Here is a 25,656-nt window from a genome sequence, read left to right as displayed (position 1 = left end):
AGGCTGGGACTTTTCTTTTTTATCTAATGTCATACTCCGGAATTGGGAGGCTTTCGCCGGACTTCATCGCCTTGTCGAGAGCGGCGGACTTGACCGGGTCGACCCACCAGTAAACCGGGATTGCATCTTCGCGATTGAACTGGTCAAGCACCTTTTCGGGCGTGCCGTAGCGGTTCCAGTAGAGGATGCGATGGTGGTCGCATTGCCACATGAGCACGTACGGGACGATTTCGGCGAGGCGGTTGTCCAGCGCCTTGAGGATTTCGTTGCGCTTCGCGAGGTCGAATTCCGTCTTCTGCAAATTGATGAGGCTATCGACAACGGGGTCTTGAACACCAGCGAGGTTGTTCGTGCCCTTCTGCATGGCAGTCGTAGAAATCCAGCTAGCTTCCGGGTCGCGGAGGCGGCCTGCGCCCCAGTTCACCCAGTAAAGGTCAAAGTCAGCATCGTCCAAGCGCTTGCGGAGCGTGCTCTGGCTCATCTGTTCGATGGTCGCCACAACGCCCACCTTCTTCAAGTCTTCCTGGAAAAGCGTGAGGTGGCGCAAGTCTTCCTGGCTCGTGATGAAGTTAATCGCAAACGGCTTGCCGTCCTTTTCAAGAACGCCTTCACCATTCACCTTGTAGCCCGCTTCGGCAAAGAGGGCGCGAGCCTTTTCCGGATTGTAGCTGTAGACAGGCGCCGTCGGGTTCTGGTTATTTGCCCACAGATCCGGATAGTAGCTGTTGAGGAGGAAGTACTGGCCGTACATGTACTTCTCGTTCATCGCTTCGCGGTTCAAGAGGTACGAAAGAGCCTTGCGAACGCGTACATCTTGGAACTGCGGCTTGCGGAGGTTGATGGCCATGCCCTGGAATCCAATCGGTTCCTTGTTGTAGATGCGCTGCTTGACAGCCCAACCTTTCTTGATGGCATCAAAGTCGGTCTGTTTCATCCAAATGCTGCTCGTGTAAATGGCATAGGCATTGAAGTCCTGCTTCTTGAACGCTTCGAGCGCCTTCGTCTGGTCGTTCATGAAGCGGTAGCGGATTTTCTGGAAGTTGTACTTGCCATGGTTCCAGTTCTTTTTGAAGCCCCACCAATCGGCACGGCGACCAAGTTCCACATAGCGGTCCTCACGGAACGTCTTGATGATATACGGGCCAGAAACCACCGGGAACTCGTAACGGATTTTGTTGAAGTCCTTGCCTGCCCACACGTGCTTCGGGAACGCCAACATGCCGGCCGCTTCCCAGAAGTTACCCCAATGCGGTTCCTTGGCAGTCATACGGACAGTCAAGCTATCAACAACTTCAGGGCGGTCAAAGCGTTTGAGGCCAACCTTGAAAATCGGCGTGAGGTTCTTTTCGTCCATGATGACATCGTAATAGAACTGCACGTCTTCGGCGGTGATGGACTTGCCATCGCTCCACTTGGCACGCGGGTCCACATGGAACGTGAACGTCTTGCCGTCTTCGGAAACTTCCCATTTGTCAGCGAGGATACCGACTTCACGATCTTCGGTGGTATGCAAGCTCACGAGTGGTTCGAACATCATATTCATGAGTTCAGCGGAGAAGCTATTGTAGTCTTCCCACATGTTGAAAGACTTCGGCATGGCGGAGCCCCAAAGCGTGATGGAGCCGCAAGCGCGGGCGTCCTTGGAAGCAATCGGGTCAAATTCGCCGGTCGCCGTAGAATCAAGCGGGAGAATCGGGCAATCGGCTTCGGAAACGGCGGTGCCTTTTTTAGACTTCGCGGCTTGACCGGATTTGGAATCGCCGGATTCATTGCAGGCGGCAAGAGCAAAAGCGAGAGCTGCCGCCATCGGGACGGCAAACAAAGTACGGAAGGAGAAAGTTTTCATGTGGGATAAGATAGATAAAATTAGGGATTAGGTTTTAGGGGTTAGGTTTTAGGATTATAATCATGGCTTCGCCATCTTTTTTTGATGCACGAAGTGCACATATTATTCCTACGACCTACTACCTACTACCTAACACCTTTTTCTACGGCAATCCGACGTGGTGTGCGGGTTGCTTGACTTTGGGGGCAGCGGCTTTTTTAGCATCGGCTTCGGCAGCTTCGGCCTTGAGCGTTTCAAGCGACAAGCGGGAGGCTTCCTGTTCGGCCTTCTTCTTGTTCGGGCCTTGACCGCGGGCATACGATTTGCCATTCACGACGACTTCGACCGTAAACACCTTCTGGTGTTCCGGACCTTCTTCACCGACAATCACGTACTCCGGAGAGCAGCGCAACTTGCCCTGGCAAAATTCCAGAAGTTCGCTTTTGTAGTTCACAAAGTCGGTTGCACTGATGATTTCTTGTACGCGCGGGAAATGGAACTTGTTCAAAATGGCACGGACTTCTTCGAGGCCGCCATCGAGATACACGGCGCCAAGCACTGCTTCGTAGGCATCGGCGAGGATGCTTTCCTTGCCGCGACCGCCCATCTTGGCCTCGGACTTTCCAATTTTCACGTATTCGCTCAAGTTCCATTCCTTGGACGACTGGGCGCAGGCGTGTCCCGAAACAATCGCGCTCTTGCGCTTGGAGAGTTCGCCTTCCGGATCGCTCGGATACGTCCTGTACAAATATTCCGTCGTAAGCATGTTGAGAACGGAATCGCCGAGGAACTCCAGACGTTCGTTGTTGCTTGCGTACGGAACATCCTTGCCAACAAGGAACGAGCGGTGGACGAGTGCATGAGCCAGCAGTTCTGGATCGCGGAACCTATACCCAAGCTTAGCCTCAAGCCCGTCACCGGACTTCTGGCGAAACCAGAGTTTTAGGATTTTGTGGAGCAGATTTTGATCTTCCAACAGATTCTCCTTAATAGTTTAAAATGCAAGATGAAATGTAGTATTTGGTTATTAGTCATTGGTCAATGGTTATTAGCAACAACTAAGAACGAACAACAAGCAACTAATGACTACTGACTAACTACTAATGACCAAAAAAAGAATCCCCGGCAGAACCGGGGACCCAAAGCTCATTCTTTGCCCAACGGATGCGGGCTAAAGTAAAACTAGATTACTTCTTGTGTGCTTCGAGGAAAGCAACAACGTCAGAAACCTTCTGGAACTTTTCAGCGTCGGAATCGAGGATTTCGACATCGAATTCGTCTTCGAGAGCCATCACGAGTTCAACACGGTCCAGGGAGTCTGCACCGAGGTCATTACCGAATTCAGATTCGGGCTTGACATCTTCAGCCTTGACTTCCAACTTAGCAACGATCACGTCCGTGACCTTCTTGAAAATTTCTTCGTTCATTTTTTTCTCCATGGGAAAAAGTTTTGTCCAAATTTAATAAAATGTTGTTAAGCGTTCAAGCCCCCATCGACACCAATTACCTGTCCGGTAATGTATTTGGCATCGTCGGAGGCCAAAAATGCGACTGCCTTGGCAACATCTTCCGGCTGACCGAGACGACCAAGCGGAATCTGGGCGGCATATTTTGCACGAGTTTCTTCACTCATGGCGGCGGTCATATCCGTATCGATGAATCCCGGAGCGACAGCGTTCACCGTAATGCCGCGAGAGCCGAATTCCATGGAGTTGGACTTGGTCATACCGATGACGCCAGCCTTAGCAGCAGCATAGTTGGCCTGGCCAGCCTGAGTTCTGATACCGTTCAAACTTGCAATGTTCACGATGCTGCCTTTGCGAGCGCCCATCATCGTCCTGAGGACGGCTCTGGTGCAAAGGAACGTCGAGCGGAGGTCCGTTGCGATAACGTTATCGAAATCTTCGTCCTTCATGCGAAGTACGAGACCGTCACGGGTGATGCCAGCGTTGTTCACGAGGCAGTCCACGCCACCCAGTGCGTCGATAGCTTGTTTGAAAGCGTCCTTCACAGAGTCGGAGTTGCTCACGTCACATGCGAACGTGAACGTCTTGACGCCGAATTCCTTGGCAATAGCTTCGGCCTGTTCCGGGCAGCCACCGCGAGAAATAAGAACAACGTCAGAGCCGCGAGCAGCAAGTTCCCTTGCAATGGCAAGACCGATACCGCGAGATGCGCCAGTCACAATAGACTTCGTAGGCATTATAAATTGACCTCCTGTATGACATTAAGTGTCATGGGTGAATACAAATGATTTAAGCTTAGAATAGCCGTCACACCACCAGTGCCAGACGGTTCGTCCAAAGCATATTTATTTGTTACTCAAGATAAAAAAAAACGGACCTAGCGTTCACTAGATCCGTCTAATTGCAACTAAAGTCTTAATGCAGACAAAAGCTATGCTTTAGGAGCTTCCTCGGACTTGATTGCAGCAAGGCGAGCGTTGACCTTATTGGCAACGTCGGCTTCGGCATACTTGGCAGCCACTTCAACAGCCTTTTCGATAGCGAGAGCGTCAGAACGGCCGTGAGCGATGATGCCAATGCCATTGAGGCCAAGCAACAAGGCGCCACCCGTAGCGCGGTAGTCCCACATTTCGGCAAAGCGCTTGCCAGCCGGAGTGTCGATTGTGCCGAACATTTCCTGGTGCATTTCGAAGAAGCCTTCCAGGAGCTTGAGCACAACGTTACCCGTATAGCCAGAAGTCGCGACAACGTCGGCCTTACCTGCGATGAGGTCGCGGCCTTCGATGTTACCCATAAAGTTAACCGGAGCGGACTTGAGGAGCTGGTAAGCTTCCTGGAGAACAGCCGGGCCCTTATGTTCTTCTTCGCCCATGTTCAAGAGGCCAACCTTCGGATTTTCGATTCCGAGGAAAGCTTCGGCGAATGCAGAACCTGCAATGGCAAAGTCAACGAGAGTGGAAGCGCGTTCATCAACGTTTGCACCGCCATCGACCAACACAATGCGGCGATCCTTTGTCGGAAGTGCAACCCCGATAGGCGGACGAGAGAACTCGTCGCAAGTCTTACCGAGGATCATGAGGCAGCTAGCCATCATAGCGCCAGAGTTACCGGCACTGACGGAAGCGTCCACAAGACCTTTCTTCTGCAAGGCAACGCAAGTCACCAAGCCAGAATGTTGCTTCTTCTTGACCACCATGACAGGATGTTCATCCATTGCCACGAGGTCCGGAGCATCAACTACGGAAATCTGATTGCCGGTGTAACCAAGCTTCTCGAGAGAAGCCTTGACCTCGGCCTCCGGTCCGCAGAGAACCACATGAATATTGGGGTTTTTCTTGACTGCGCTAACGGCGCCTTCAATGCAAACACTCGGGGCGTAATCGCCTCCCATGGCATCCAGTGCAACTTTGATCACGGATTCCTCCTAGATTAAGCTTCGGCACCCTTCATGTCAACAACTTCCACACCGTTGTAGAAGCCGCAAACCGGGCACACGCGATGCGGACGCTTCACGGAACCGCAATGATCGCAGGTAGCCATAGCCGGCACTTCCATCTTCCAGTGGGTGCGGCGCTTGTCACGACGAGCGGTCGAAGTTTTTCTCTTAGGTACTGCCATTTTTAACTCCTGTTTTCCATTTTGCTCTTAAGAGCTTTGAGTTTTTCCCAGCGGGGGTCGAGCGGCTTTTCAGCATCGGCACCGTCGCCAGCTTGATTGTTTGTTACAAAGATAAAATCTTCGTCAGGATTTTTCACGGGCGCAATGGGTTCCTGTAGGGTCACCAGCTGTCGGACGCACTCGGAAACATCTACGAAGTCCTGTGTCTGCGGAATCGTATAGGCGAAAACATCATCGTCGTCGTCATGAAGTTCCTGTGCAGCGCATGCTCCGCGCTCCACCTCGACAACAATCTCGGTTTCGAACGGACGGTCAAAAAGATCCAGGCTGCGGACACAAGTGAGTGTTTGCACTCCAGAGATAGTACCGGTCACAAGGCACTTGCCGTTGCCTTCGGGGCTAACCAGCACCTCGGCTACCAGATCGCCCTTGAGGTGCAGTTCGTCGAAGATTTCAGGAGCGTCGGCATGGGACCAGACCACTCGTTGGTCTTCGGAATCAGTAAGTTTTTGTGCGATATTTATTCTCAAAGTGGCACAAATGTAGTAAAACGCAAGAAAGGGGTCAAGTTATTTCCCGTTTTCCTCAGCAAAAGAGGAGGCTTTATCTACGAAAGCGCGCAAATCAGCTTTGTCAAAATGCTCGCGTTGCCACTTGGTATAGTCGAAACGTTCCCTTTGCACAGCGGCTATGAAATACTCCGCCTCGACAATTCCCATTTCGCGTATTAAACATTCCATTCCCCTATTTAATAATTCAATAGTAGCTGGTGGTGTAATTTCAGTTATCATTTTCAAAACCTCCACTCACTAAATCTATGAACTCTATAGGGTTTAACAATTCTATGGATTCACTTTTGTATTTCAACATCCGCTTGTCCGTACTTAAAAGATAATCACAATTCATCATTTCTGCACATGCTATATGGCAAGCATCTTTCATTTTTACACCCGTCGCCATAATTTTTTTTGCATTTAAAACGACCTGGTCCGACAGATTTCGCCCCACATAGTCCACCACATTTTCATCTAAAAATTGTTGAATAGCAGCCTTTCTATCGGGATATGGATTGCAGAAATTTTCATATTCAAGGATAAAAGACGATGCTAACATCAACTTTTCCGCTTTTATAAGCGCCTGAATTTGCAATTTAGCCAGAGTCTCTATGGATATAGTCAAATAACTTTGATTGTCGTAAGGACGATTAAAGCAGCAATTATCTAGATATACTTTCATACTGCTATAATTGCAAATTCTATGCCAATGCAAAAATTGGCGTTTTAAGGCCAAAAAACGGCAATTTAAACTTAGTGCAAAAAGTGATTAATCGATTTAATCACTGATTAATCAGCTATTTTGAAGGGCGCAAGTAGCCGTTGTCTATAGACAACTATTTATTATAATGGTAGATTGTTTTCTTCAAAACAATGGTATTTTTTCAGTATATTGCAATATAAGGGTTGTTTATGGGATATTCTTTTGGTTTTAAGCGAAATTTTGCGGTTTCGGCACTTTGCGGGTCTTTGTTTTGGTGTATATACGCAAGTGCCGAGCCGCTTGCGTTTCCTGAGGCGCTTGGTTTCGGCGCAAACGTAACGGGTGGCCGCGCGGGTACAGTTTACCATGTAACAAACTTGAACGATGACGGCGCAGGCTCATTCCGCGATGCGGTTAGCCAAGGGAACCGCATTGTCGTTTTTGATGTAGGCGGCATCATCAACATCAAGACCGCCGTTTCCATCAAATCGAACATCACCATTGCCGGGCAGACCGCCCCAGGCGAGGGCATTGCCATCCACGGTGGAAAACTTTCGACCGGAAAGCAGAACAACATCATTATCCGCTACTTGCGTATCCGCCCAGGCGAAAACACGGCCAGCACCAAGGATGATGCGCTCAACCTCTACGATGCCAAAAATGTCATCGTGGACCATTGCTCGGTGGAACTTGCTCCGTGGAATAACTTCGGAGGCTCTTCGGACAACGCCGATCACCGTGTCACTGGCATCACGGTACAGAATTCGCTCATTGCAAACCCGATTGGCCAGCAGTTCGGCGCACACATCGAATCCATTGACGGCACATGGGCTTGGTACTACAACGCGTTCGTGAACACGCACAACAGAAATCCGCTTGACAAAATCAACGACATTTTCGTCAACAACATTCTTTACAATTTCGAAGCCGGTTTCACGACACACACTAGCGCCAAATTCAAGCACGACATCATCAACAACTACTTTGTCTATGGTCCAGAAGGCAAAAACGAGTGGTTTCAGGTCGATAAAAACCAGAGCATTTACGCAAACGGAAACCTAATCGACAAGAACCGCGACGGAGTGCTCAATGGCGGCCCGACAAGCATTTATTACTACCAGGGACCTGGCGAAGAACTGAAAAATCCGTGGAACGAGCTCACGACAAAGGGCCCGATGATGAGTGCGGCAAGCGCCTGGCGCTACGTGACCTCGCAAAGCGGAGTCCTCCCCTACGACGACATCGATTCGCTCATTTGGCACCAGGTCGGCACGCTCGGCAAGGAAGGCGCACTCGTAAAATCCGTAGGCGCCATGGGTTTCAAGACCAACAACGGCTGGGGTGAAGTCATCGCCGGGAAAGCAGCCACAGATGGCGACAAAGACGGTATGCCCGACTACTTCGAAAATGCGATGGGCTACGATGTCGCCAAAGACGACGCCATGGTCAAGGAAAGCGACGGCTATGTGCGCATTGAAAAGTACATCAACTGGCTCGGCGCCATGCATGCACAAGTCGCAGGCAACGGGACGCTCGATTTTGACCTGCGTACAATCACTCGCGGATTCCAAGAAGTAAAACCGTCTTACACCGTATCGGCTGCAGAAAACGGCTCGGTTGAATTGCAGAAAGATGGCTACACCGCAAGATTCACCCCCGACAAGAATTACAAGGGACTTGCCTCGTTCAAGTACACGGTCAAAGGGAACGACAACACCGAATACACAGGCCGCATAGAAATACTCGTCGAAAAGTCCGCAAACGCAAGCGAGCCGCCGGAACAGCCGCGAGACTCCAGCGAAACGGCACAAGACTCTAGCAAGACAGCGCAAGATTCAACAACAGCGATCAAAAATGCGCGCGCAATCCGCAACGTGCCTCAAATGCGCAAGAACACGTTCCACGACCTCAAAGGCCGCCGCTTCGAAAAACAAATTCCGTACAGGGTTTTATTTTAACTGTTCTCATCGATTCAAATAATCAAGCACCTCAGGAAATACCGGGGTGCTTTTTATTGACAAAGTCAATTCTAAGCACTGCGCCTCGGTCATGGGCAAGCAAGCTTGCCCGCGACTCTCGGCTTGGGTGCTTTTTATTGACAAAGTCAATTCTAAGATTTAATAGAAAGATGAATATTACTTTACCGTTACCGGATAGACAGAATTTCCAATGCGGAGAATGTAGCGACCAGCACGCGGCGCAGTCATCGAGAAATTGCCCGCTTTCGCCACGCCCACACGCAAAGTTTGTCCAAGAACATTGGAGAGCGAATAATGGCTTCCATTCTTAACGCCCGTCGCAACGATATTCAAGCCGTCAGTATTCACGCGAACAAAATTGCGAGCAGCCATTCTCGCCGTCGGGATACTTAAAACGTCCGGGATTTCCATAACCGTGTAATTGGACACATCTTCGACGCACTTGAGACTATCAATCCAGAGATAATCGCCAAACGCAACGTTGGTAACGCTAAAGCGGAGCGCCGTCGTCAACTTTGTAGAGAAAATTGTCGGTACATCAGCCTGCCAGCCATTATTGACCATCCAGCCAAAATCCACATAAGCGGTTGTCCATTCCGGAGAATAAGGCATCCCGACAAACGGATAATCCCAAAGTCCCTGACCGAGAATTTCGGTAGACGTATTCCAATCGCTATAGGCTACAAATTGATGGTTCGTACCTTTATAGCGGTAGCTGAACATTTTGCACTTGGAAATATCAAAATTGAAAGTAAAATCGGCATTCACATAAGGTGCATAGTCAAAAGCCGTGCCGACCGTATCAAGCTTGATTTTATCCATCTTGACCATTCCGTTTTCGGAGTTATCTTCGAAACTAGAATTACCGTGGTCTCCCTGTTCATCGCTACCGCTCACATCCGTAATAAAGCTCCATTCTCCGGTAGCATCTGTCGATGTCGTCTTGAGAGCAAACGGGAGATCATCGTTAATTTGCGAAGCCCAATCAAGGTTCTTTGTGTAAGTCGTCTTTTGCGGAAGAACGTTCGCCTTGATATAGTTGTCGTCATCATTATCTTCAAGATACGGTTTTTCGACATCCCATTTGGCGGTAGAAAGTTTCTTTTCGTCAACCCATTTCAGGAACGCATCGGCATTCGCCTTGGTCTTGGCATCGTTGATATCTTTTTCGACCCAGCCCCATTCGGTCACGAAAACACTGAGACCCGCAGCAATAGCCTTGTTCGGGCTTGCATTCTGGCTAGTCGATGTTTCATTGATGTTATGCATATTGGCATAAAAATGATGCGTGTAAGCAACATTCTTGTCAACGACGGGATTTGCAACAGCATCGCCAGCCGCAGAAGACCACATCGGCGTCCCTACAACAATTAAGTTATCCGAATATTTACGAATTTCCTGAACAACTGTATCAGCATAAGCCTTGAGGTCATTCCAACTTTCACTCACAGGTTCATTGTAAATTTCAAAAATCACATGCGGGTATTTGCCATAACGCTGAGCCATGGTTCCAAAGAATTTCGCGGCATCACTTGCCGTAAAGCAAGCCTTATTATCGTTAAATTCGTACTTCGGTTTTACACCCTTGTGAATGCAATTATAATAGCCACCTTCACTGTGCCAGTCCACCAAAACATAAACATCGTTTCTGATAGCCGCCTGTACGACCGTGTCCATTTGTGCGGAATAATATTCAGGACGAGTCTTGTAATTCCCTTGTCCCCAATTTCCAACGGAACCCATTGCAGAGCGAACAAGTTCAACATTCCACTCGCCTACAAGCGAATCAATAAAGGAATTGCCGTAGAACGACATTCCGTTTGGCCAAAAGATACTCCAGGTAAGGCTCATTCCGCGCACCTGAACTTCGGCTCCATCTTTGACGCCTTGCACGCTTCCATAAATGCGGCCTTCGCCAGCGGAATTCTTGCCGGCTTGCAAAGCACCGTATTGACTTACGGGGCCTACGCGCGTGGGCTGAATTGTTGCAAATGCGCTACCCACAAAGGCAAACGCACACAAGGCGACAATCGCCATTTTTGACTTTTTCATACTCTCTCCTATACGTGAAAAAGAATTTTAAAAACGCATCCCGAGACTCGGCCACATACTGGGCGAAATACCGTCAAAGCGGATATTGTCAAGGTAAATTTCGGTATCGTCAATAACGAGAATGTTGATTGCATTGACTGCAATAAGTTCTGTATCGAAATCATCTGCCGTAAACGTGAAATGTTCCCATTTTTCCGTGAGCGTCACAAAGTACGATTCGTGATATTCACGTTCGCCTTTATCGCTGCGTTTAGCAATCTGCAACGAGATTTTTCCAGAACCTCTGGCATCAAACGAAATTGCAGTCGCCTTACGCAAATCATAGAACGCAAACATTTCTGCCTTATCAAAATCGTCACCAATCGTAAAACCGATAACTCCATAATGCCCCGGAGTTTTCTCATCTATATCAAATGAGACGTGCAAGCTTTTTCCACTTTTGGCGCTATCGCCAGAAACAAAAAGATTTTCACTATCGACACCCGCGCTTGCACGGCTTCCGCCACCCTGCAACGAGTCTGTGCAAATAAACCACCAGCCCTGTCCAAAACTTTTTCCGATAAATGTCTGTTTTTTCCAGTTTTCAAAATCTTCGACAACCGTAAAAATGCTATCTGCGAGATTAATGTTGTTCGTTGTCGCACCTTCATTCAATCCGGTTTCCATCTGGTACGAGAACTTTCCAAAATAGCCTTCGACAAAAGCATAATGCACGCCCGCAGGCAAATCATTAAATTCAAAGTTTCCGTTTACATCTGTAACGACGGACTTGTCCAAAATGGAAACAGTTGCACCTTCTACAGCAACACCGTTATTCGTTATCGAACCCTTAAGAGTCTCACTTGCCGCAATAGAAAGGGTTTGTTCGGGACTACGTTCGAGATTGACCCAGCGCATTGTAGATAACGAGTCGCCCGAACGCGTTTCCAAAAGCTGGACAGGCGCTTTTTCACCAAGAACAGCGGACCTAATTTCAAGAACACCATTGTTATCCAAAGAATCTTCATACGCCACATGCATGGAGTCTTCGTCCAAAATCCACACACGGGCAAGTGCATTCACCAAAGGTTTCCCATGATTTGTCGCCGTGATAATCCCTGCAATTTCAGTTTCACCAGCATTACTACCCGTGCCGTTTGCGATGTCAGAATTTCCGCTACAGCCAACAAGCGAAATACAAAGGATTGCGACAAAAGTCACAACACCCAAAGGGAATACCCAAACCAGTTTTCGTAAAACATTACGGAGGTACATTACTTTACCTCCTTGACTTTGGCGCGGTTCACCAACTGAAACCCTACATGGCAAACACGGTCTGGATTTTTCTCTTCACGAGATAACGCAAGAATTTTTTCGCGAAGTTTCGCAATTTCTTCGCGGACTTTTTCAAAGCTTTCTTTAGACAAGCTGCACGTAACACTCGTAACGCTGCGGTCATCACTTGTGAACAGATCATAAACTTCACTATTCACTTCAAGATTTTTCAGATGGTATTTGCGTAAAATCGTAGAACGCACGCGAGGCGGAGTTGAAACAATAGGCTGTTCCACACGATATACACCATTTTCATCTAACGTAACGAATCCCGATTCCATCAAATAGCGAATACCACTTTCCACCTGAGGTGCACGAAGCACTGGCGTAAACATGCGTCCAATTTTTTCCGCCGGCATATTTGGCGGAAGCAGAGGGAGCAAGTCGCGCAACACGGGATAGTACCATTTCGAGAAAAACTTGAGCGAAGAATCCTGCAGAGCAAATTCCTGATTGTTCGCACGGACCGCAAGGAGCTTTCGCAACAATTCTTCGCGTACATCTACATTCTTTTCGTTACCGAAGCGCACCAAATCGAGAAAGTAATCCGATTCATCATCGGGAAGTCCCCAAGACTTGGCGATATTTTTCGCATTCGCAATGGACAGCGGGCGCGAGCCATCTAGGATTCGGCTGAAAAACGCAGAACCGGAAACACCCGCATTTTCTTGAATAGCACGGAGCGAAAGCCCCTTTGACTGCATAGTTTCCAAAACAGCGCGAATAAAATCGCGGTAATCAAAATACATAAATACACTAATTTTGGAAACATCTATCATACTTCCAAATATAAGCAATTATCATCAATTTTTCAATGTAAATTTTTATATATAATTTACAAAATACATAATTTTTGGAAACACATTTTAAGGCTTCAGTTGCTTGTACATGACCTCAATCCACTCGGGACTGCGGGCGATTGATTCAACGCGAACTTCGTCAATCACACCATTCCAAGTTTCAGTCTCGATTTCATCGCCACCGATGCGGAAGGGGACATTACGATTCAGCTCGTTCGGCACAAATTCCCCTACAAATTCAGTTCCATCGGAACCCGCAATTGCTACCGCTTTACCGTTCACATACATGCTCACCTTGTGATTCTTGGAAACGAGCACAAGGAAAGTCCACTCCCCGACAGGCACGGAAGCTGAATCCCCGAAATACACCGCCCCAGGGTAGTCCGGCATACCCTTCATTACGGCAAACGTTCCGCTCTTCACCTCATAATGCCACTGGAATCGCGATGTAGAATCACTCCAATAAGCTCGCTGGCAAAACAACACCTGGTGTTCGCCGTTGGGGCCATTCCACTTGGTCCAAAGCGAAAGTGTAAAGTCGCCGCCCGTTGGATTAAGCGTATCCAAGTCGATAAATTGTCCCGGTTCCAAAAGCACCGCCTTGCCACTCAAACCATCTACATAGTTTACGTTTTCCGCAACAGAAGAATCATGGTTGAGCACATTGATATCGCGGTTCATGCCGAGATAAACTTCAATTTCCGGGTCGCCATACCCATTCGGGAGATAATAATAATCCGGAAGGTAATAATGGAAACTATAGTATTCCGCAATAACAGGCATATCGTTGCTCGTAAGCCATTCCCCATTGACCGAAAGTTCAGGCAACTTAAGCGAATCCTTCGATTCCAGTGCCGTGAATTCGAACTGAGCGATAGCCGAATCATTCTGCATGTACACAAGGTCCATTCTAAAGCCCGCCGGAATGGAATCGAACGCAAATGAGCCATCTTCACTAACAGGCGAGCGCAAATGCGTTCCCTGAATGCGCATATAACCAGAAGTCGCCCCGGCAATTTTTCCGCTTACAGTCTTATGCGGACCAATACAAATCGTATCCTTCCTTACAGAAGAAAGTCCATCGCCACGCAAACCGGACAGCCCTTTGGATTCCGCATAGAAACGCGGAGAACCTTTCGCCGAGATCCTTGAAATCGGACCTAGCTTAAAGAACCCTGTAGAATCAGCGACCGTTTCAAGCGAATCCACAATTTCTTTCGAATTATCCAAGTAGGCAACGACACGCGCAGCAGGAACAGCACGTCCCTGCAAGTCCTGCACTACACCGGAATACCTCAGCGTATCAGACAAATCCGCAATTGAATTTCCGATATCGGTCACTCCACCGGCCACATCATCGCTATCCGAGCAAGCTAGGAACGACAACGAAAACGCAAGCGACATCACGCACGCAACGCAATTACGCGACAACTTTAGATAAACTTGTCTATTTTTCATTTTCCGCCTCCTTCCCTATTTTCTTGCTCATCGGGAACGCCACAAGCATCATTTCGTAAACGCGTTCCACTTCCGAATCATTTGCCGCACGGGCAATAATTTTCTTGCGGGCTTCTTCCAGCACCTCTACCGCATAATTGTAGGATTTTTCGCTCATCGCAAGAGTCGTGAACGCCGCAAAGCGTTCGTTTTTGGGCATAGATTCCACGGCGCCCATCGCATGCTGCATATATTCATGACGGATGCGTCGCAACGCCATTGACGGGATTTCCGAAGCATCGAGCATTTGCGATGTTTCAACATAGCGTTCACCCTCTTTTTTCAAGAGTCCCCATTCCAGCAGCTTTTTCACCGCATCGCGAGCCTCATCCGTCGTTATCTGCGGCACAACCGAACGCGCAAGCACACGGAAGTCACCTTTCCAATCCGACGATACCGCCAATTCGCGTACAATCGGGTAATACCACTTTTCAAAATACCCCTGTTCACGCGTCGTGACATGCGTAAATTCTATCTGCTTGCGAATTTGGACAATCTGGTTCCAAGCGTGTTCGCGTTCGGCAACTTGTTGAGCCTGGTTGTACTGCACCAGCGCCTCAAAATACGTCTTTTGCAACGGTTCAAATTCCATCGCCTTTGAAATTTTCTCGATGGATTTCGGAGTCAAATTGAAACGGCCACGGATAACATTCAGACAATAAGAAGAGCTACTGAAGCCAGCCTTTGCTGCAAAAAATCGATGCGAAAACACCGACCGCATTTTCTTCTGTTCCTCAAAATAGTCTTGCAGGAACTTGCGGAAGTCGTCATAGTCAAACAGATGTTCAAGCGCAATGCACATGGTTTTAAACTAGAATATTTTTACACAAAAATCAAGAAAATAAGCAAAATTACAATTAAATCAATATATTTCATTAATTATTCTTACACATTTACACACTTCTAACACGGAAAAACATTCCATTTTTCTTAAAAACTTGCATGAGAGCGCACCAAAAATTATTTCTCTGAATAGCATAAAACAGGAGTGTGTTATGGGAAAATGTTGTTTGGGATGGATTCCGGGCACGGCATTGACGTTCGCCCTAAGCATTAACGTTTACGCGGCACCTGGCGATGCCTACACTTGGCCCAGCTATCGTTCAGATTTGGATTACGATACCAAATCGAACCTAGGCGAAATCAAGCCGCCGACCAAGTTCAACAACAATTGTTCGGGCGTTACCGGAAAGAAGGCCGGTAAGTGGTGGGCGTTTTATTGGGGCAAGGATCGCGACAGCCGCATTACCGATGTGACGATTGATTCGATTCTTAAGAAGTACGATACCGATTTTGAGTATTTGTACAATGAGATGGGATGGGCGCCGGACGCCCAGGCGCAAGAAGGCCAGTACAGCGCCATTTATTACTACGGTTCGGGGACATGTGCCGGTGGCGCAAAGACGGATACTACGGGCGGTTGGCAAACGTGGGTCGCGGGCTACACGGCCGTGGCGGCCTCGTTTTACCCGCTTTACAGTTTTAACACAAGTTGCCCTTACCGCGATCGCGTGGCGCAGATGGATGCGATGATTCACGAGGGAATACACTCGATGACGAACGGTTACCCCGGCGCAAAGGATGCGCACTGGTTCCAAGAAGCGGGCAACACCTGGATTCAGCAAGATATGTTCAGCCACCGCGACGGTGTTTACAGCGGTATGGGATTCTTGAACGCGGCGACGGTCATTGCGCCGTTTATGCCTATTGAAACTTATTCGGGCTGGCTGATTGACGGTACTTTCGGTGGCCCTGGTGGCGGCGCCGATGGCGGTGGAGTGACCGGTAAGAATCAGCGTTACCTGCTGGGCGGCTCGCAGTACAGCAACATTTTCCCGACGTTTATCGGCACGTGGATCGGCACGGGTGCGGTGCGCTGGATTTACGGAAACGCTTACGGCAAGACCAAATACCTGCTCGAAACCTACGGCCTCGACAAGGGCCTTGGCGATGCGGGCGTGCGCAGGCTCATTACCGAATTCCGCGCAAGGCTTGCGATGCTTGACATGAAAAAATGGTCCGGCGAAATCAAGAATTTGCTGAACCAGCATTTTGGAAGCGACACCTACTGGGAACAGGACATGTGGGACAACAATAGGAAAAGCTACACCTGGACCATGACGCCTTACCAGACGGTGACGGAAAGCAACGGTTACCTTGTTCCGAATCAGGAAACGACTCCGGGATGGTCGGGCTCGAACGTGGTTCCGCTGAAGCTGCAAAACGGCGCTAAAGAAGTGACGGTGAGTTTCTACCCGAACGGCGCGAATTCCAATAACAAGAACATGAACTTCTTGCTGTGCTACCGCGCAACTGACGGTACACCTGTGTACAGCGAACCCATTACGGGCGAAGGTTCCGCGACGCTTCGCCTGGACAAGACGCCTTCTTCGACGAACGGCACGCCGATGGTCTTTGCGGTGATCGTGAATACCGATTACCAGTACACCGGCAACACGGGAATTCGCAAGCTGCATTACGATTATAAGTTGAAGCCCGAAGCAGGCGTAAGCGGCGCAGGAGCGGCAAACGTCAAGTATTACAACGACTTTAAACTGGATTACAAGTGGCCTGAAATCGGAGACGCACCGACAAGTTCGAGCAGTTCCGTATCGTCGGAATCTTCGAGCAGCAGTGAAAAGCCCGCGAATTCCAGCAGTTCCGCAAAAATCATCACGGACGGCGCAACCACATACAACATCACAGCGACACTCCCGATTGACGACAACTACGCCACCGTTTCTGCAAAATTCAACGCTAGCGAAGTCGCGAAGAAGCTCGGTCTTACCACAACAACGCTCACACAGGCACAATTCTTCGCACTAGAAAGCGATGGAAACATCGTCACCAACAGCACCGCAAAAGAACCTGGTCACTGGTTTAGCAAAGATGGCAAAGTCGTTGAATGGGGCGAAACCGCCTATGTATTCAGCGAAGCTGATTTATCAAGCGGTACACTCGCAATAGGCCACTATCCCAACCGAGTCAGCAACGGCGAAAAACACAGCTTTACGCAGGGACTTGCTTACAACGGGAAAACGGTTCTTTTCAAAGTCACGATTAGCATCACCAACGAAACTGGAAGCGACGAAAGCGGAAAGACCACGGCACTGATGTACGGACTCAACAAAGTCTCGACACACATGAACCTAGCGCTCCATCACGGGTATCTCGAAATCAGCTATACGCTTCCGCATCGCGACAATGTAAAGATAAGCCTATTCAATGGATTCGGAGCATTGCTCGCACAAGAAATCACGGGAATGCAAAACGCAGGCACGCACACGCGCTCGCTCAACATGAGTCAAATGCCGCGCGGCACCTACATCGTAAAAATCACAACGGGTAGCTACCGCGAAGCAAGACCAATTAACATCACAAGATAAACGAGCAAAAAGCACAGCACCTCGGCGTTTTCGCCGGGGTGCTTTTTTACGTAGTTGTCCGCAGACAACGAGAAATCGAGCTCATTAGGCACACCACCAATATCCAGGTTTATATTAATCTTGCCGGATTATTGTTGTTTGGTTTTTCGGCTAATAAAAGGGATAGGATATGAACAAAATTTGGTGTTTGGGATTGTCCCTAGCGCTTGGGCTAGGGAGTGCGCAGGCGGCTCGCCAGATGGAATGGCTGAATCGCGGCTTGGTCGCCGTAAAGACGACTAACGGAGTTTTCCTCAGTTGGCGAGTTCTCGGAACAGACGGCAATACGACCGGTTTTAACCTGTACCGCGATGGCGAGAAAATCGCTAGTTTTACGGGTTCACAGGCAAGCAACTACACAGATACAAAAGGAACAGCATCGAGCAAATACTCCGTGAAGGCTGTTGTCGGCGGCAAAGAAATAGCGGCTGACGCTGCAGTTTCTGTTTGGAGTAATCAGTATCTGACCGTAAATCTTGACCGTCCGAATGGTGGGAGCGATTACACCTACAGCCCGAACGATATCGCGGTAGGCGATGTAGACGGCGATGGAGAATTTGAGCTGATTCTCAAGTGGGATCCGAGTAATTCCAAGGACAATTCGCAGAAGGGAAAAACAGGCAAAGTCATCATTGATTGTTACAAAATAAACGGCAAAAAACTTTGGCGCATCGATCTCGGCGTAAACATTCGCGCAGGAGCTCACTACACGCAGATGCTCGTGGGCGACTATGATGGCGACGGCAAGGCAGAATTTGCCGTAAAAACAGCGCCCGGAACAAAGGACGGTAGCGGCAATTATTTGTCACTCGGTTCTGCAAAAGGCGCCGACCACAGCAAGGATTACAGAAACTCGAACGGCTATATTCTTTCGGGACCTGAATGGCTCACGATTTTCAACGGCGAAACCGGCAAGGAAATGGCGACGGTCGATTACAACCCCGGCCGTGGCACCGTCAAAAACTGGGGCGATAGCTACGGCAACCGCGTGGATCGATTCCTCGCAACAAACGCCTACCTTGACGGCAAAAAGCCAAGCATGGTTTTCCAGCGCGGTTACTACACCCGAATGGCAATTACCGCCTACGATTGGGATGGCAAGACACTTTCACAACGCTGGTATTACAACGCAGCGACAAGCGGACAGGAATGTTACGGGCAAGGCAATCACAACATTTCCGCAGGCGACGTGGATGGCGACGGCTTTGATGAAATCATTGAAGGAAGTTGCGCCGTTGACCACAACGGGAAATTCATGTACCGCACAGGCAAGGGCCACGGCGATGCCATGCACTTGAGCGATCTCGACCCCGATAATCCCGGTCTTGAAGTTTGGCAAGTTCACGAAGAAAAACCCTACGGCTACGATTTGCACGATGCCCGCACCGGCAAGTTGCTTTTTAGCGAAACGAGCTCCGGGGACAACGGGCGCGGCGTCGCAGGTGACGTAGATTCACTAAACCGCGGACACGAACTTTGGTCTGCCGCCAACTGGAACACCTATACCGTAAAAGGAAAAATTTGGAAAGCAGACAAGCGCCCCGCTTATAACTTCCGCATTTATTGGGACAGTGACTTACTTGATGAACTGTTGGACAACACGACTATCAGCAAGTGGGACCACGCCAAACAACAAAGCAATACGCTTTTTCAGATGCAGGGCAACAGTTGCAACACCACCAAGGCTACGCCGAACTTTAGCGGTGATATTTTAGGCGACTGGCGCGAAGAAGTCATTTTGCATGATGGAGCTTCCAAGCTCTACATCTACACGACCACCATTCCGACGGAACACCGTATGTACACGCTTGCGCACGACCCGATTTACCGTCTCGGCATGAGCTGGCAAAACACAGCCTACAACCAGCCTCCACATTTGGGATTCTGGCTGTACGGTAACAAGGACAAGTTCCCGACGCCCGATATTACGCTTGTCGGCGATCATACACCGAAACCCGCCGCGATTATCAAGCAAGGCGCAGGATCCAGCAGTCAAACTATCGCACTCGGTGATTCGATTGTCCCGTTCACTTTTGCAATTCAGAATGCCGATGGTGCAACAGTCAAAAACCTCCCTGCAGGCGTAAGCGCAAAATGGAACGCACAGACAAATTCGCTATACTTCAGCGGAACGCCAACCGTCAGCGGAGAGTACACCTACACGATTACGACTAAGGGTGGCGATGCGGAATACGGCGAAGCAACCCGCAGCGGGAAATTTACCATTGACGATCCGAATGCTAAAACAACTTCGCTAAAGCCTCGTGCGAAAAGAGCTTTGCTGAACGGTTCTGAACACGTTTATGATTTGCGAGGACGTCTTGTGAAACAACGTAAACATCGTGGTTTTTATCTAACAAGATAACGAAAGCTAATCCAACACCCAACCCATCCTCCCCCCGGCGAATGTCGAGGGGAGAACTTTTGTTAACTAGTATTTTTGCAAAGCCGACTCGTAACGGTTCACGCGTTCAGTAAGCCAGCTTTTGAGGCTTTGAACTTCGTCAATGTAACTGCGGACAGGTGTCCATTTTATCGCATCATTTTCAAGAGCCTTTTGTGCTTGCAACATATAATCGTCTAGCTTTGAAAATACATCAGCCAGAATACTTGTTTTAAGCTGACCCCAGCGAGCCTTGTAATCAGCTAGGAAATTTTCATTTGCAAACAAGTTTATAAAGAATCCGGAAACCGCCCGATTTCTATGTAAAATCCAGTCCTGATCAACAAAGTATTTCTTGGTATCTTCATCCCAGCTATAAGCAAACCCACCATCAAAATCCCATACAGGCCCCATGTGATACAAACCCGAAGAATCCTTATACAAATACATACTGCGCGGGGCTTCTAATTCAACATTGTGCGTCAATTCCTGCAAGATTAGAAAATCCATAAAGCTGCTGATATCCATGAGTTTTTGAACGCTGTCATAGTCGGAATTTGCAATGGCCTGTTCCAAAACTGCAAGGTTCGCAGATATGGTATCGATTTGCGTTGCGGTCACATTTTTAGGGTACTTGACGGCAACAGGCAACTTGTAAATTTTGCTATAGAAATTATTCGTGGCACTCGGCGAAAGTTCCGGTCCATCATCCTTGTCAAGACTCAGCAATACCCCTCCATTACCCGTATTGACTCTCGATACCCCATGTTCAATTTGCTCGGTAAGTTGATAGATGCCCATATACTCGCCATTGATTTCAACTTCGACAAATCGGTTGGCGTTCACAAAAGCGAAGCTCCCCATGTAACGCGCCATATCAAAAGCAACCGCATTCATGAATTTGCTTTGATCGCGATAATTCGCAAGCAACACCCAATCTTTATTGGCAGGGAGTCCGAGAACAGAAGTCTTTGCATCAAGTTTGACGCGGTAAGGCTTTTTAGGATACCAGAGGCGCGTAGAATTTCCACGAGTTCGGATTTTACCACTTGCAGGGGCTAAATCCTCATAAATTCCGTTCCCAGCAATTTCAACAGAACAAAGAGCGTAGGCGCTATCGACATTTGCAGAATCATAAGTTATAATACGAATGTAAGGGACTCCGTTATTGGGAGGCGATGGGAGAACCGAAGATGAGGATTGTACGGGAACCCGCGAAGATGACGATTGCGCGATTACCGATGAGGAGGACGACTGCGTGATTATTGACGAGGACTGTATAATCGTCAAAGAAGATGAACTTTGCAAAAGTTCACTGGACGAACTCTGGGCTTCGCCGCCAAACGAAACGAGCGATTCGTTCGGCGAAATGAAATTCACCGATTCAGAGTTTCCACAAGCAAAAAGAAATAGCGGGAAAAGAAGGGCAACGCCCTTCGCAAAGTTACAAACATATCCCATAAACAACACCTCTAAAGGAAAATAGATTTTTTGTTGATTAAAACAAGGAATCTTGAAATTTTCCGTGTAAAAGGTGTTTAAATGGGCTTTCCTGCTTCTAATATACCTTCGCTTATTCCCTGTTGATGCGGAATGTCTTTTGCACGTTTTTGCCGTGGATGCGAACTAGATAAGTTCCGCGAGCAAGTCCCTTTGTTTCTAAGGTGTGGTTGCCGCTTGCGAAGATTCCGTTTCGCTTTCGCCGCAATAAACGACGCAACATCCTTGGTGGATTTTTTGGAATTACAAGCCGTTACAATCTGCTCCGCACCCTTAACAGAATCGGGAACCTCCGTAAAAGTAAGGTAGCGTAGTCCACGGACAACCTTAATTTTCAAGAGCTCTACCCTCGATGTTGAATCAAAGATATTTTTATATGCAACAGGGAGTATGTTATGGGATATTTTAAATCAATGTTGGTTTTGGGACTCGCTGCGCATGCCTTCGCGGGTTCGCCAATCGTCAAAGTTGATTTTGACATGAGTGGCCGCAATTCGAGCGAGGTCACGGAGCCGAATTATGTGCCGTGGGTGGTTTCGGGCGTCACATTCAAAGATACGACACTTTCGGGCGTAAAAATCAAGGTCGCCGGTAGCGGAAATCTCAAGGCAAACTGGTACAAGGCAGGAGTACAATCACCTTCCTATGCAAAACTAGTGTGCGATGGTGTGATGGTCGAAGGCGGCGGAAACATTACTCTCACGTTCTCGAATCTTGCAGCAGGGACGCACAGCCTCCTTTTGTACCTGAACAATGTCGATGGCGTTGCGGCAAGTAACAGCATTGATGTCTATGTGAACAATTTGAAGCAAGCCTCGGTCAAACCAACAAATCGAGCGCTTTCGACTTCCGAATCAGCAATCGCGTATGTAACTTTTTCCGTGAGCGGCGCAAGCGCATCGACTGCCATAAAGCTAAACACGAGTACGATTACCCTGAATGGTTTTGAATTGAATGTTCCCAATGTGACAGCACAGGCAACAAGTCCTTCTCCGACGGATTTGGATTACCACGTTCCACACGACAATGGCGCTTTGACACTTTCATGGACTGCAGCGAAATCCGCAAAAAAACATCAGGTTTATTTTGGTACGGATTCTGCAACGGTTTTAAAGGCGACAGCCTCGACAGCCGACGTTTACAAAGGCGAGCAGACGGCGACGACATACAAGGTTTCAGACACAAATCCATTGCAGACCTACTATTGGCGCGTGGATGAAGTTGATGCGAACGGAACGGTTACAGCAGGAAATATCTGGTCATTCAAACCAGGGCGTTTAGCGTTTGAAGGAGCCGAGGGCTATGGTCGTAACGCGGTCGGTGGCCGTGGCGGAAAAGTCGTGTACGTAACAAATCTGAACGACGATGGCGCCGGCAGTTTGCGCGAAGCGTGTACAGCAGATATCGGTCCACGAACCATCATGTTCAAAGTCGCAGGCGTAATACAACTCAAAAGTCGTTTGGTCTGCAATCAGGACTATGTGACGATTGCTGGGCAGACAGCTCCGGGTAAAGGAATTACAATCAAAAGCGCTCCCATCGGCTTTACGGGCAAGGATATGGTTATCCGCTTTATGCGCGTGCGCTTAGGTTACGGCACAACTTACGATGGCATGGGCCTTACAGGTGGCGACCACAGCATTCTTGATCACGCAAGTATCAGCTGGACAATTGACGAAGCTTTTTCTAGTCGCGGCGGCAAAAACCTGACGCTACAGCGCACTTTGATTTCGGAAGCCTTGGATGTCGCAGACCACCAAAATTATGCAGCAGGAACAGGGCATGGATACGCAGCAACAATCGGCGGCGACATCGGGAGTTTTCACCACAACTTGCTGGCGCACAACGCAGGGCGCAACTGGAGTCTTGGCGGCGGACTAGACGGTAACGGCTATTATGCAGGTCGCTTGGACATTTTCAACAACGTGGTCTATAACTGGAAAAGCCGCGTGACCGATGGCGGAGCGCACGAAGTGAACTTTGTCGGAAACTACTACAAGGAAGGCGCAGGCACAACTCTTCACGGCTATACGTTGCGCGCCCAATTTGAAGGAACTGGCAAAGGTTCGCAAGCTTACTATTACCACAACAACATTTTGCAAGCCGCAAACGGTTCATTCACTTGCAATGGGAACAACGACAACTGCGGACGCGAATACACACTGAGCGGCGGGCAAGTTCTCGATTGGGAACCATGGAATAGCAAACCTTTCTTTGATTCTTACGCCACAGTGCAGAGCGCATCGGCAGCATACAAGGACGTGCTGAGCGATGTAGGCCAAACAATGCCTATTCTCGATAATCATGACCAACGCATGATTCGGGAAACCAAAAACGGAACTTACAGCGTCGTGGGTTCTGTCGGCAAAACCAAAGGAATTCCCGACCGCGAAACGGACGCAGTTGACACAGCGAATATCAAGGGCTGGGAACCATATCCGAGCACAAGCTGGGCAAACGATTACGACTCCGATTTCGATGGTCTCCCGGACTGGTGGGAAAATATGTACGGTTACAATCCGAAATCCAAGAGCGGTGACTTTAGCGACGCAAACAAAGACCGATTGGGTGACGGCTGGACTGAACTCGAACGTTATCTTGAATGGATGGCTCGCGCCCACTATACTTTTGCAAAAGGTGAAACCCAAGTCATTGACCTTGCTCAATTTACCAAGGGCTACGACAACGGCTCCTATACCGTGAACGCCCCGACAGGCGTGACTGCGACCGTGAGCGGATCCAAACTCACCATAAAACTCGCCAACAACTTCGGTGGCGTGGGCTACATCAAATTTACGCTCAAGGACAATGCAGGCGACACCTTTAGCCGCAACATCGGCGTGACGCAACAGCTCGCAATATCATCTATTGTTGCAGGAGACTCCACAGAAGTCGGTGATTCAACAACTACTTCAATTCAGAACCATCGCGCAAAGTTCCGCAATGATTTGCGATTGCCAATCCGCAAGCAAGGTTTCCACGACTTGAAAGGCCGCCGTTTCGAAAAGCAAATTCCATACAGAGTAATGTTTTAAATATTCTCATCAACCTAACCAAAACACCTCGGCGAACGCCGAGGTGTTTCGTTGTAGGATTTGATAGAGAGAAAAATTACTTTCCGCCAACAGGGAACAGCGCAAATTGCAACTGAAAAACTTTATCTGAATTCTTATCTTCTTCGGCGATGAGCGCAATTTCCTTGCGGAAGGCGTTGATGCGCTCCACGATGCGCTCGTAGCCTTCTTGGCTGATGCCAAGCGTAAGCCCAGAAACGTGACGCGAGCCCGGCGGGTCGCGATCAATAGAATCCGCAGCAAGCTTTAAACAATGCTGGTGGAAACCGCGCAGCGCAAGTTTTGACGTGCGGTCCCCCGTGCTAATCGCGCTCTCGGTGAGCACGTATTTGCCGTCGTCCCCTTTCTTGATAAGTTCACAGTCTTCGAGCAACTTGACCGATTTTTTGGCCTCGTCCGCCGTCACATGCGGGTGGACCATTTTCGCAAGCGCTTCATAATCGCCGTCAAAACCGAACATGCCGATAAGACTGCGAATAATCAAGTGCCGCCAATGCGAATACACCATGTACTGCGCATGCCCGAGAATATGCTGTTTCTCGGAAAAGCGCACCACCTTGAGCGCCGCCTGCATTTCTTCAAACGCAGCATTGCGCTCGTCCATCGTTTCCGCCTGATTGAACTTCACAAGCCCAATAAAAAACTCGGTCTCGTGCTTGCCCAGGCGCAGCCCAGAAGCCACTTTCGGGATGCTCGCGCTCGAAAGATTCTTGTCTCCGTTCATCACGCGACTGATGAAATCTTTTGCCTTGAACCCGATTTTATCCGAGAAAACGCGGAGCGAAAAGGCAGGGTTCGCCTCCTTCTTTGCGCTATAATAATCCTTCAAAAACTCCCGGTAGTCCAGGTATTCGAAGATTTTTTTCCCTAGTTTCTTTTCGCCCATGCCATAAATGTAAGAAAATTATGTTTTGCGGAGTATAAAAAAGCGACTTTAGCGTTGTCCAGAAACAACGAGAAATCAGC

General features: G+C 48.8%; 20 protein-coding genes. 4 read left to right on the top strand and 16 right to left on the bottom strand.

The window, feature by feature from the left end; genetic code table 11:
* Positions 1-19: 19 nt before the first annotated feature.
* The 9 genes from BUQ91_RS14525 to BUQ91_RS14485 all read right to left on the bottom strand — a co-directional run bounded on the left by BUQ91_RS14525 (position 20) and on the right by BUQ91_RS14485 (position 6,645).
* Complete coding sequence (locus BUQ91_RS14525; RefSeq protein ID WP_074209791.1) at positions 20-1,846, bottom strand: extracellular solute-binding protein; 1,827 nt, start codon at positions 1,844-1,846, stop codon at positions 20-22.
* 142 nt (positions 1,847-1,988) lie between these two features.
* Positions 1,989-2,801, bottom strand: a complete 813-nt coding sequence (gene rnc / locus BUQ91_RS14520; RefSeq protein WP_072830150.1) for a ribonuclease III — start codon at positions 2,799-2,801, stop codon at positions 1,989-1,991.
* A 211-nt stretch (positions 2,802-3,012) separates the two neighbouring features.
* On the bottom strand, positions 3,013-3,252 hold the full coding sequence (acpP, locus tag BUQ91_RS14515) for an acyl carrier protein (protein WP_014546672.1): 240 nt from the start codon (positions 3,250-3,252) through the stop codon (positions 3,013-3,015).
* Between the two features lie 47 nt (positions 3,253-3,299).
* Positions 3,300-4,028: a 3-oxoacyl-[acyl-carrier-protein] reductase gene (gene fabG / locus BUQ91_RS14510; protein ID WP_014546671.1), complete on the bottom strand. Its 729-nt coding sequence runs from the start codon at positions 4,026-4,028 to the stop codon at positions 3,300-3,302.
* A 194-nt stretch (positions 4,029-4,222) separates the two neighbouring features.
* Positions 4,223-5,206 (bottom strand): phosphate acyltransferase PlsX, encoded by a 984-nt coding sequence (gene plsX / locus BUQ91_RS14505; protein WP_072830149.1) that lies wholly within the window; start codon positions 5,204-5,206, stop codon positions 4,223-4,225.
* Between the two features lie 14 nt (positions 5,207-5,220).
* A complete protein-coding gene (rpmF, locus tag BUQ91_RS14500) occupies positions 5,221-5,409 on the bottom strand; it encodes a 50S ribosomal protein L32 (protein ID WP_014546669.1) in 189 nt (62 codons plus the stop codon).
* 2 nt (positions 5,410-5,411) lie between these two features.
* On the bottom strand, positions 5,412-5,939 hold the full coding sequence (locus BUQ91_RS14495; RefSeq protein WP_014546668.1) for a YceD family protein: 528 nt from the start codon (positions 5,937-5,939) through the stop codon (positions 5,412-5,414).
* Between the two features lie 39 nt (positions 5,940-5,978).
* Positions 5,979-6,200, bottom strand: a complete 222-nt coding sequence (locus BUQ91_RS14490; protein WP_074209790.1) for a hypothetical protein — start codon at positions 6,198-6,200, stop codon at positions 5,979-5,981.
* Positions 6,190-6,645 carry a PIN domain-containing protein gene (locus BUQ91_RS14485; protein WP_074209789.1) on the bottom strand — a complete coding sequence of 152 codons (456 nt, stop codon included), beginning with the start codon at positions 6,643-6,645 and terminating at the stop codon, positions 6,190-6,192. Before BUQ91_RS14485 ends, BUQ91_RS14490 begins: the two co-directional genes overlap by 11 nt.
* Before the next feature lie 287 nt (positions 6,646-6,932).
* Between BUQ91_RS14485 and BUQ91_RS14480 the strand changes: the two genes are divergently transcribed.
* Positions 6,933-8,624 (top strand): Ig-like domain-containing protein, encoded by a 1,692-nt coding sequence (locus tag BUQ91_RS14480; RefSeq protein ID WP_254842388.1) that lies wholly within the window; start codon positions 6,933-6,935, stop codon positions 8,622-8,624.
* 177 nt (positions 8,625-8,801) lie between these two features.
* Here the strand turns inward: BUQ91_RS14480 and BUQ91_RS14475 are convergent, their stop codons facing one another.
* From BUQ91_RS14475 to BUQ91_RS14455, 5 genes are all read right to left on the bottom strand, one after another.
* Entirely contained in the window at positions 8,802-10,697 is a 1,896-nt protein-coding gene (locus BUQ91_RS14475) for a glycoside hydrolase family 5 protein (protein ID WP_074209787.1), read from the bottom strand.
* Positions 10,698-10,724: 27 nt separating this feature from the next.
* Entirely contained in the window at positions 10,725-11,951 is a 1,227-nt protein-coding gene (locus BUQ91_RS14470) for a carboxypeptidase-like regulatory domain-containing protein (RefSeq protein ID WP_074209786.1), read from the bottom strand.
* Positions 11,951-12,760, bottom strand: a complete 810-nt coding sequence (locus BUQ91_RS14465) for a TIGR02147 family protein (protein ID WP_254842387.1) — start codon at positions 12,758-12,760, stop codon at positions 11,951-11,953. Before BUQ91_RS14465 ends, BUQ91_RS14470 begins: the two co-directional genes overlap by 1 nt.
* 117 nt (positions 12,761-12,877) lie before the next feature.
* Positions 12,878-14,269: a LamG domain-containing protein gene (locus BUQ91_RS14460; protein ID WP_074209784.1), complete on the bottom strand. Its 1,392-nt coding sequence runs from the start codon at positions 14,267-14,269 to the stop codon at positions 12,878-12,880.
* Entirely contained in the window at positions 14,259-15,110 is an 852-nt protein-coding gene (locus BUQ91_RS14455) for a TIGR02147 family protein (protein ID WP_074209783.1), read from the bottom strand. Before BUQ91_RS14455 ends, BUQ91_RS14460 begins: the two co-directional genes overlap by 11 nt.
* Before the next feature lie 193 nt (positions 15,111-15,303).
* Here BUQ91_RS14455 and BUQ91_RS14450 point away from each other — a divergent pair, with 193 nt between their 5' ends.
* Both BUQ91_RS14450 and BUQ91_RS14445 read left to right on the top strand, forming a co-directional pair.
* Entirely contained in the window at positions 15,304-17,694 is a 2,391-nt protein-coding gene (locus BUQ91_RS14450; RefSeq protein WP_074209782.1) for a DUF4859 domain-containing protein, read from the top strand.
* Positions 17,695-17,863: 169 nt separating this feature from the next.
* The gene (locus tag BUQ91_RS14445) at positions 17,864-20,098 is read left to right on the top strand and encodes a rhamnogalacturonan lyase family protein (RefSeq protein WP_074209781.1); all 2,235 of its coding nucleotides are present in this window, start codon (positions 17,864-17,866) and stop codon (positions 20,096-20,098) included.
* Positions 20,099-20,164: 66 nt separating this feature from the next.
* Here the strand turns inward: BUQ91_RS14445 and BUQ91_RS14440 are convergent, their stop codons facing one another.
* Positions 20,165-21,577 (bottom strand): CotH kinase family protein, encoded by a 1,413-nt coding sequence (locus BUQ91_RS14440; RefSeq protein WP_074209780.1) that lies wholly within the window; start codon positions 21,575-21,577, stop codon positions 20,165-20,167.
* 434 nt (positions 21,578-22,011) lie between these two features.
* Between BUQ91_RS14440 and BUQ91_RS14435 the strand changes: the two genes are divergently transcribed.
* Entirely contained in the window at positions 22,012-24,651 is a 2,640-nt protein-coding gene (locus BUQ91_RS14435) for a hypothetical protein (protein ID WP_074209779.1), read from the top strand.
* Positions 24,652-24,727: 76 nt separating this feature from the next.
* On the opposite strand, the gene BUQ91_RS14430 is transcribed toward BUQ91_RS14435, so the two are convergent.
* Positions 24,728-25,576, bottom strand: a complete 849-nt coding sequence (locus tag BUQ91_RS14430; protein ID WP_074209778.1) for a TIGR02147 family protein — start codon at positions 25,574-25,576, stop codon at positions 24,728-24,730.
* Positions 25,577-25,656: the final 80 nt, after the last annotated feature.

The organism is Fibrobacter sp. UWB11, from assembly GCF_900143015.1.
In the GTDB taxonomy this organism is placed as follows: Bacteria; Fibrobacterota; Fibrobacteria; order Fibrobacterales; family Fibrobacteraceae; genus Fibrobacter.
The sequence above is the reverse complement of the archived record's forward strand: the minus strand, read 5'-3'. Positions and strand labels throughout refer to the sequence as shown.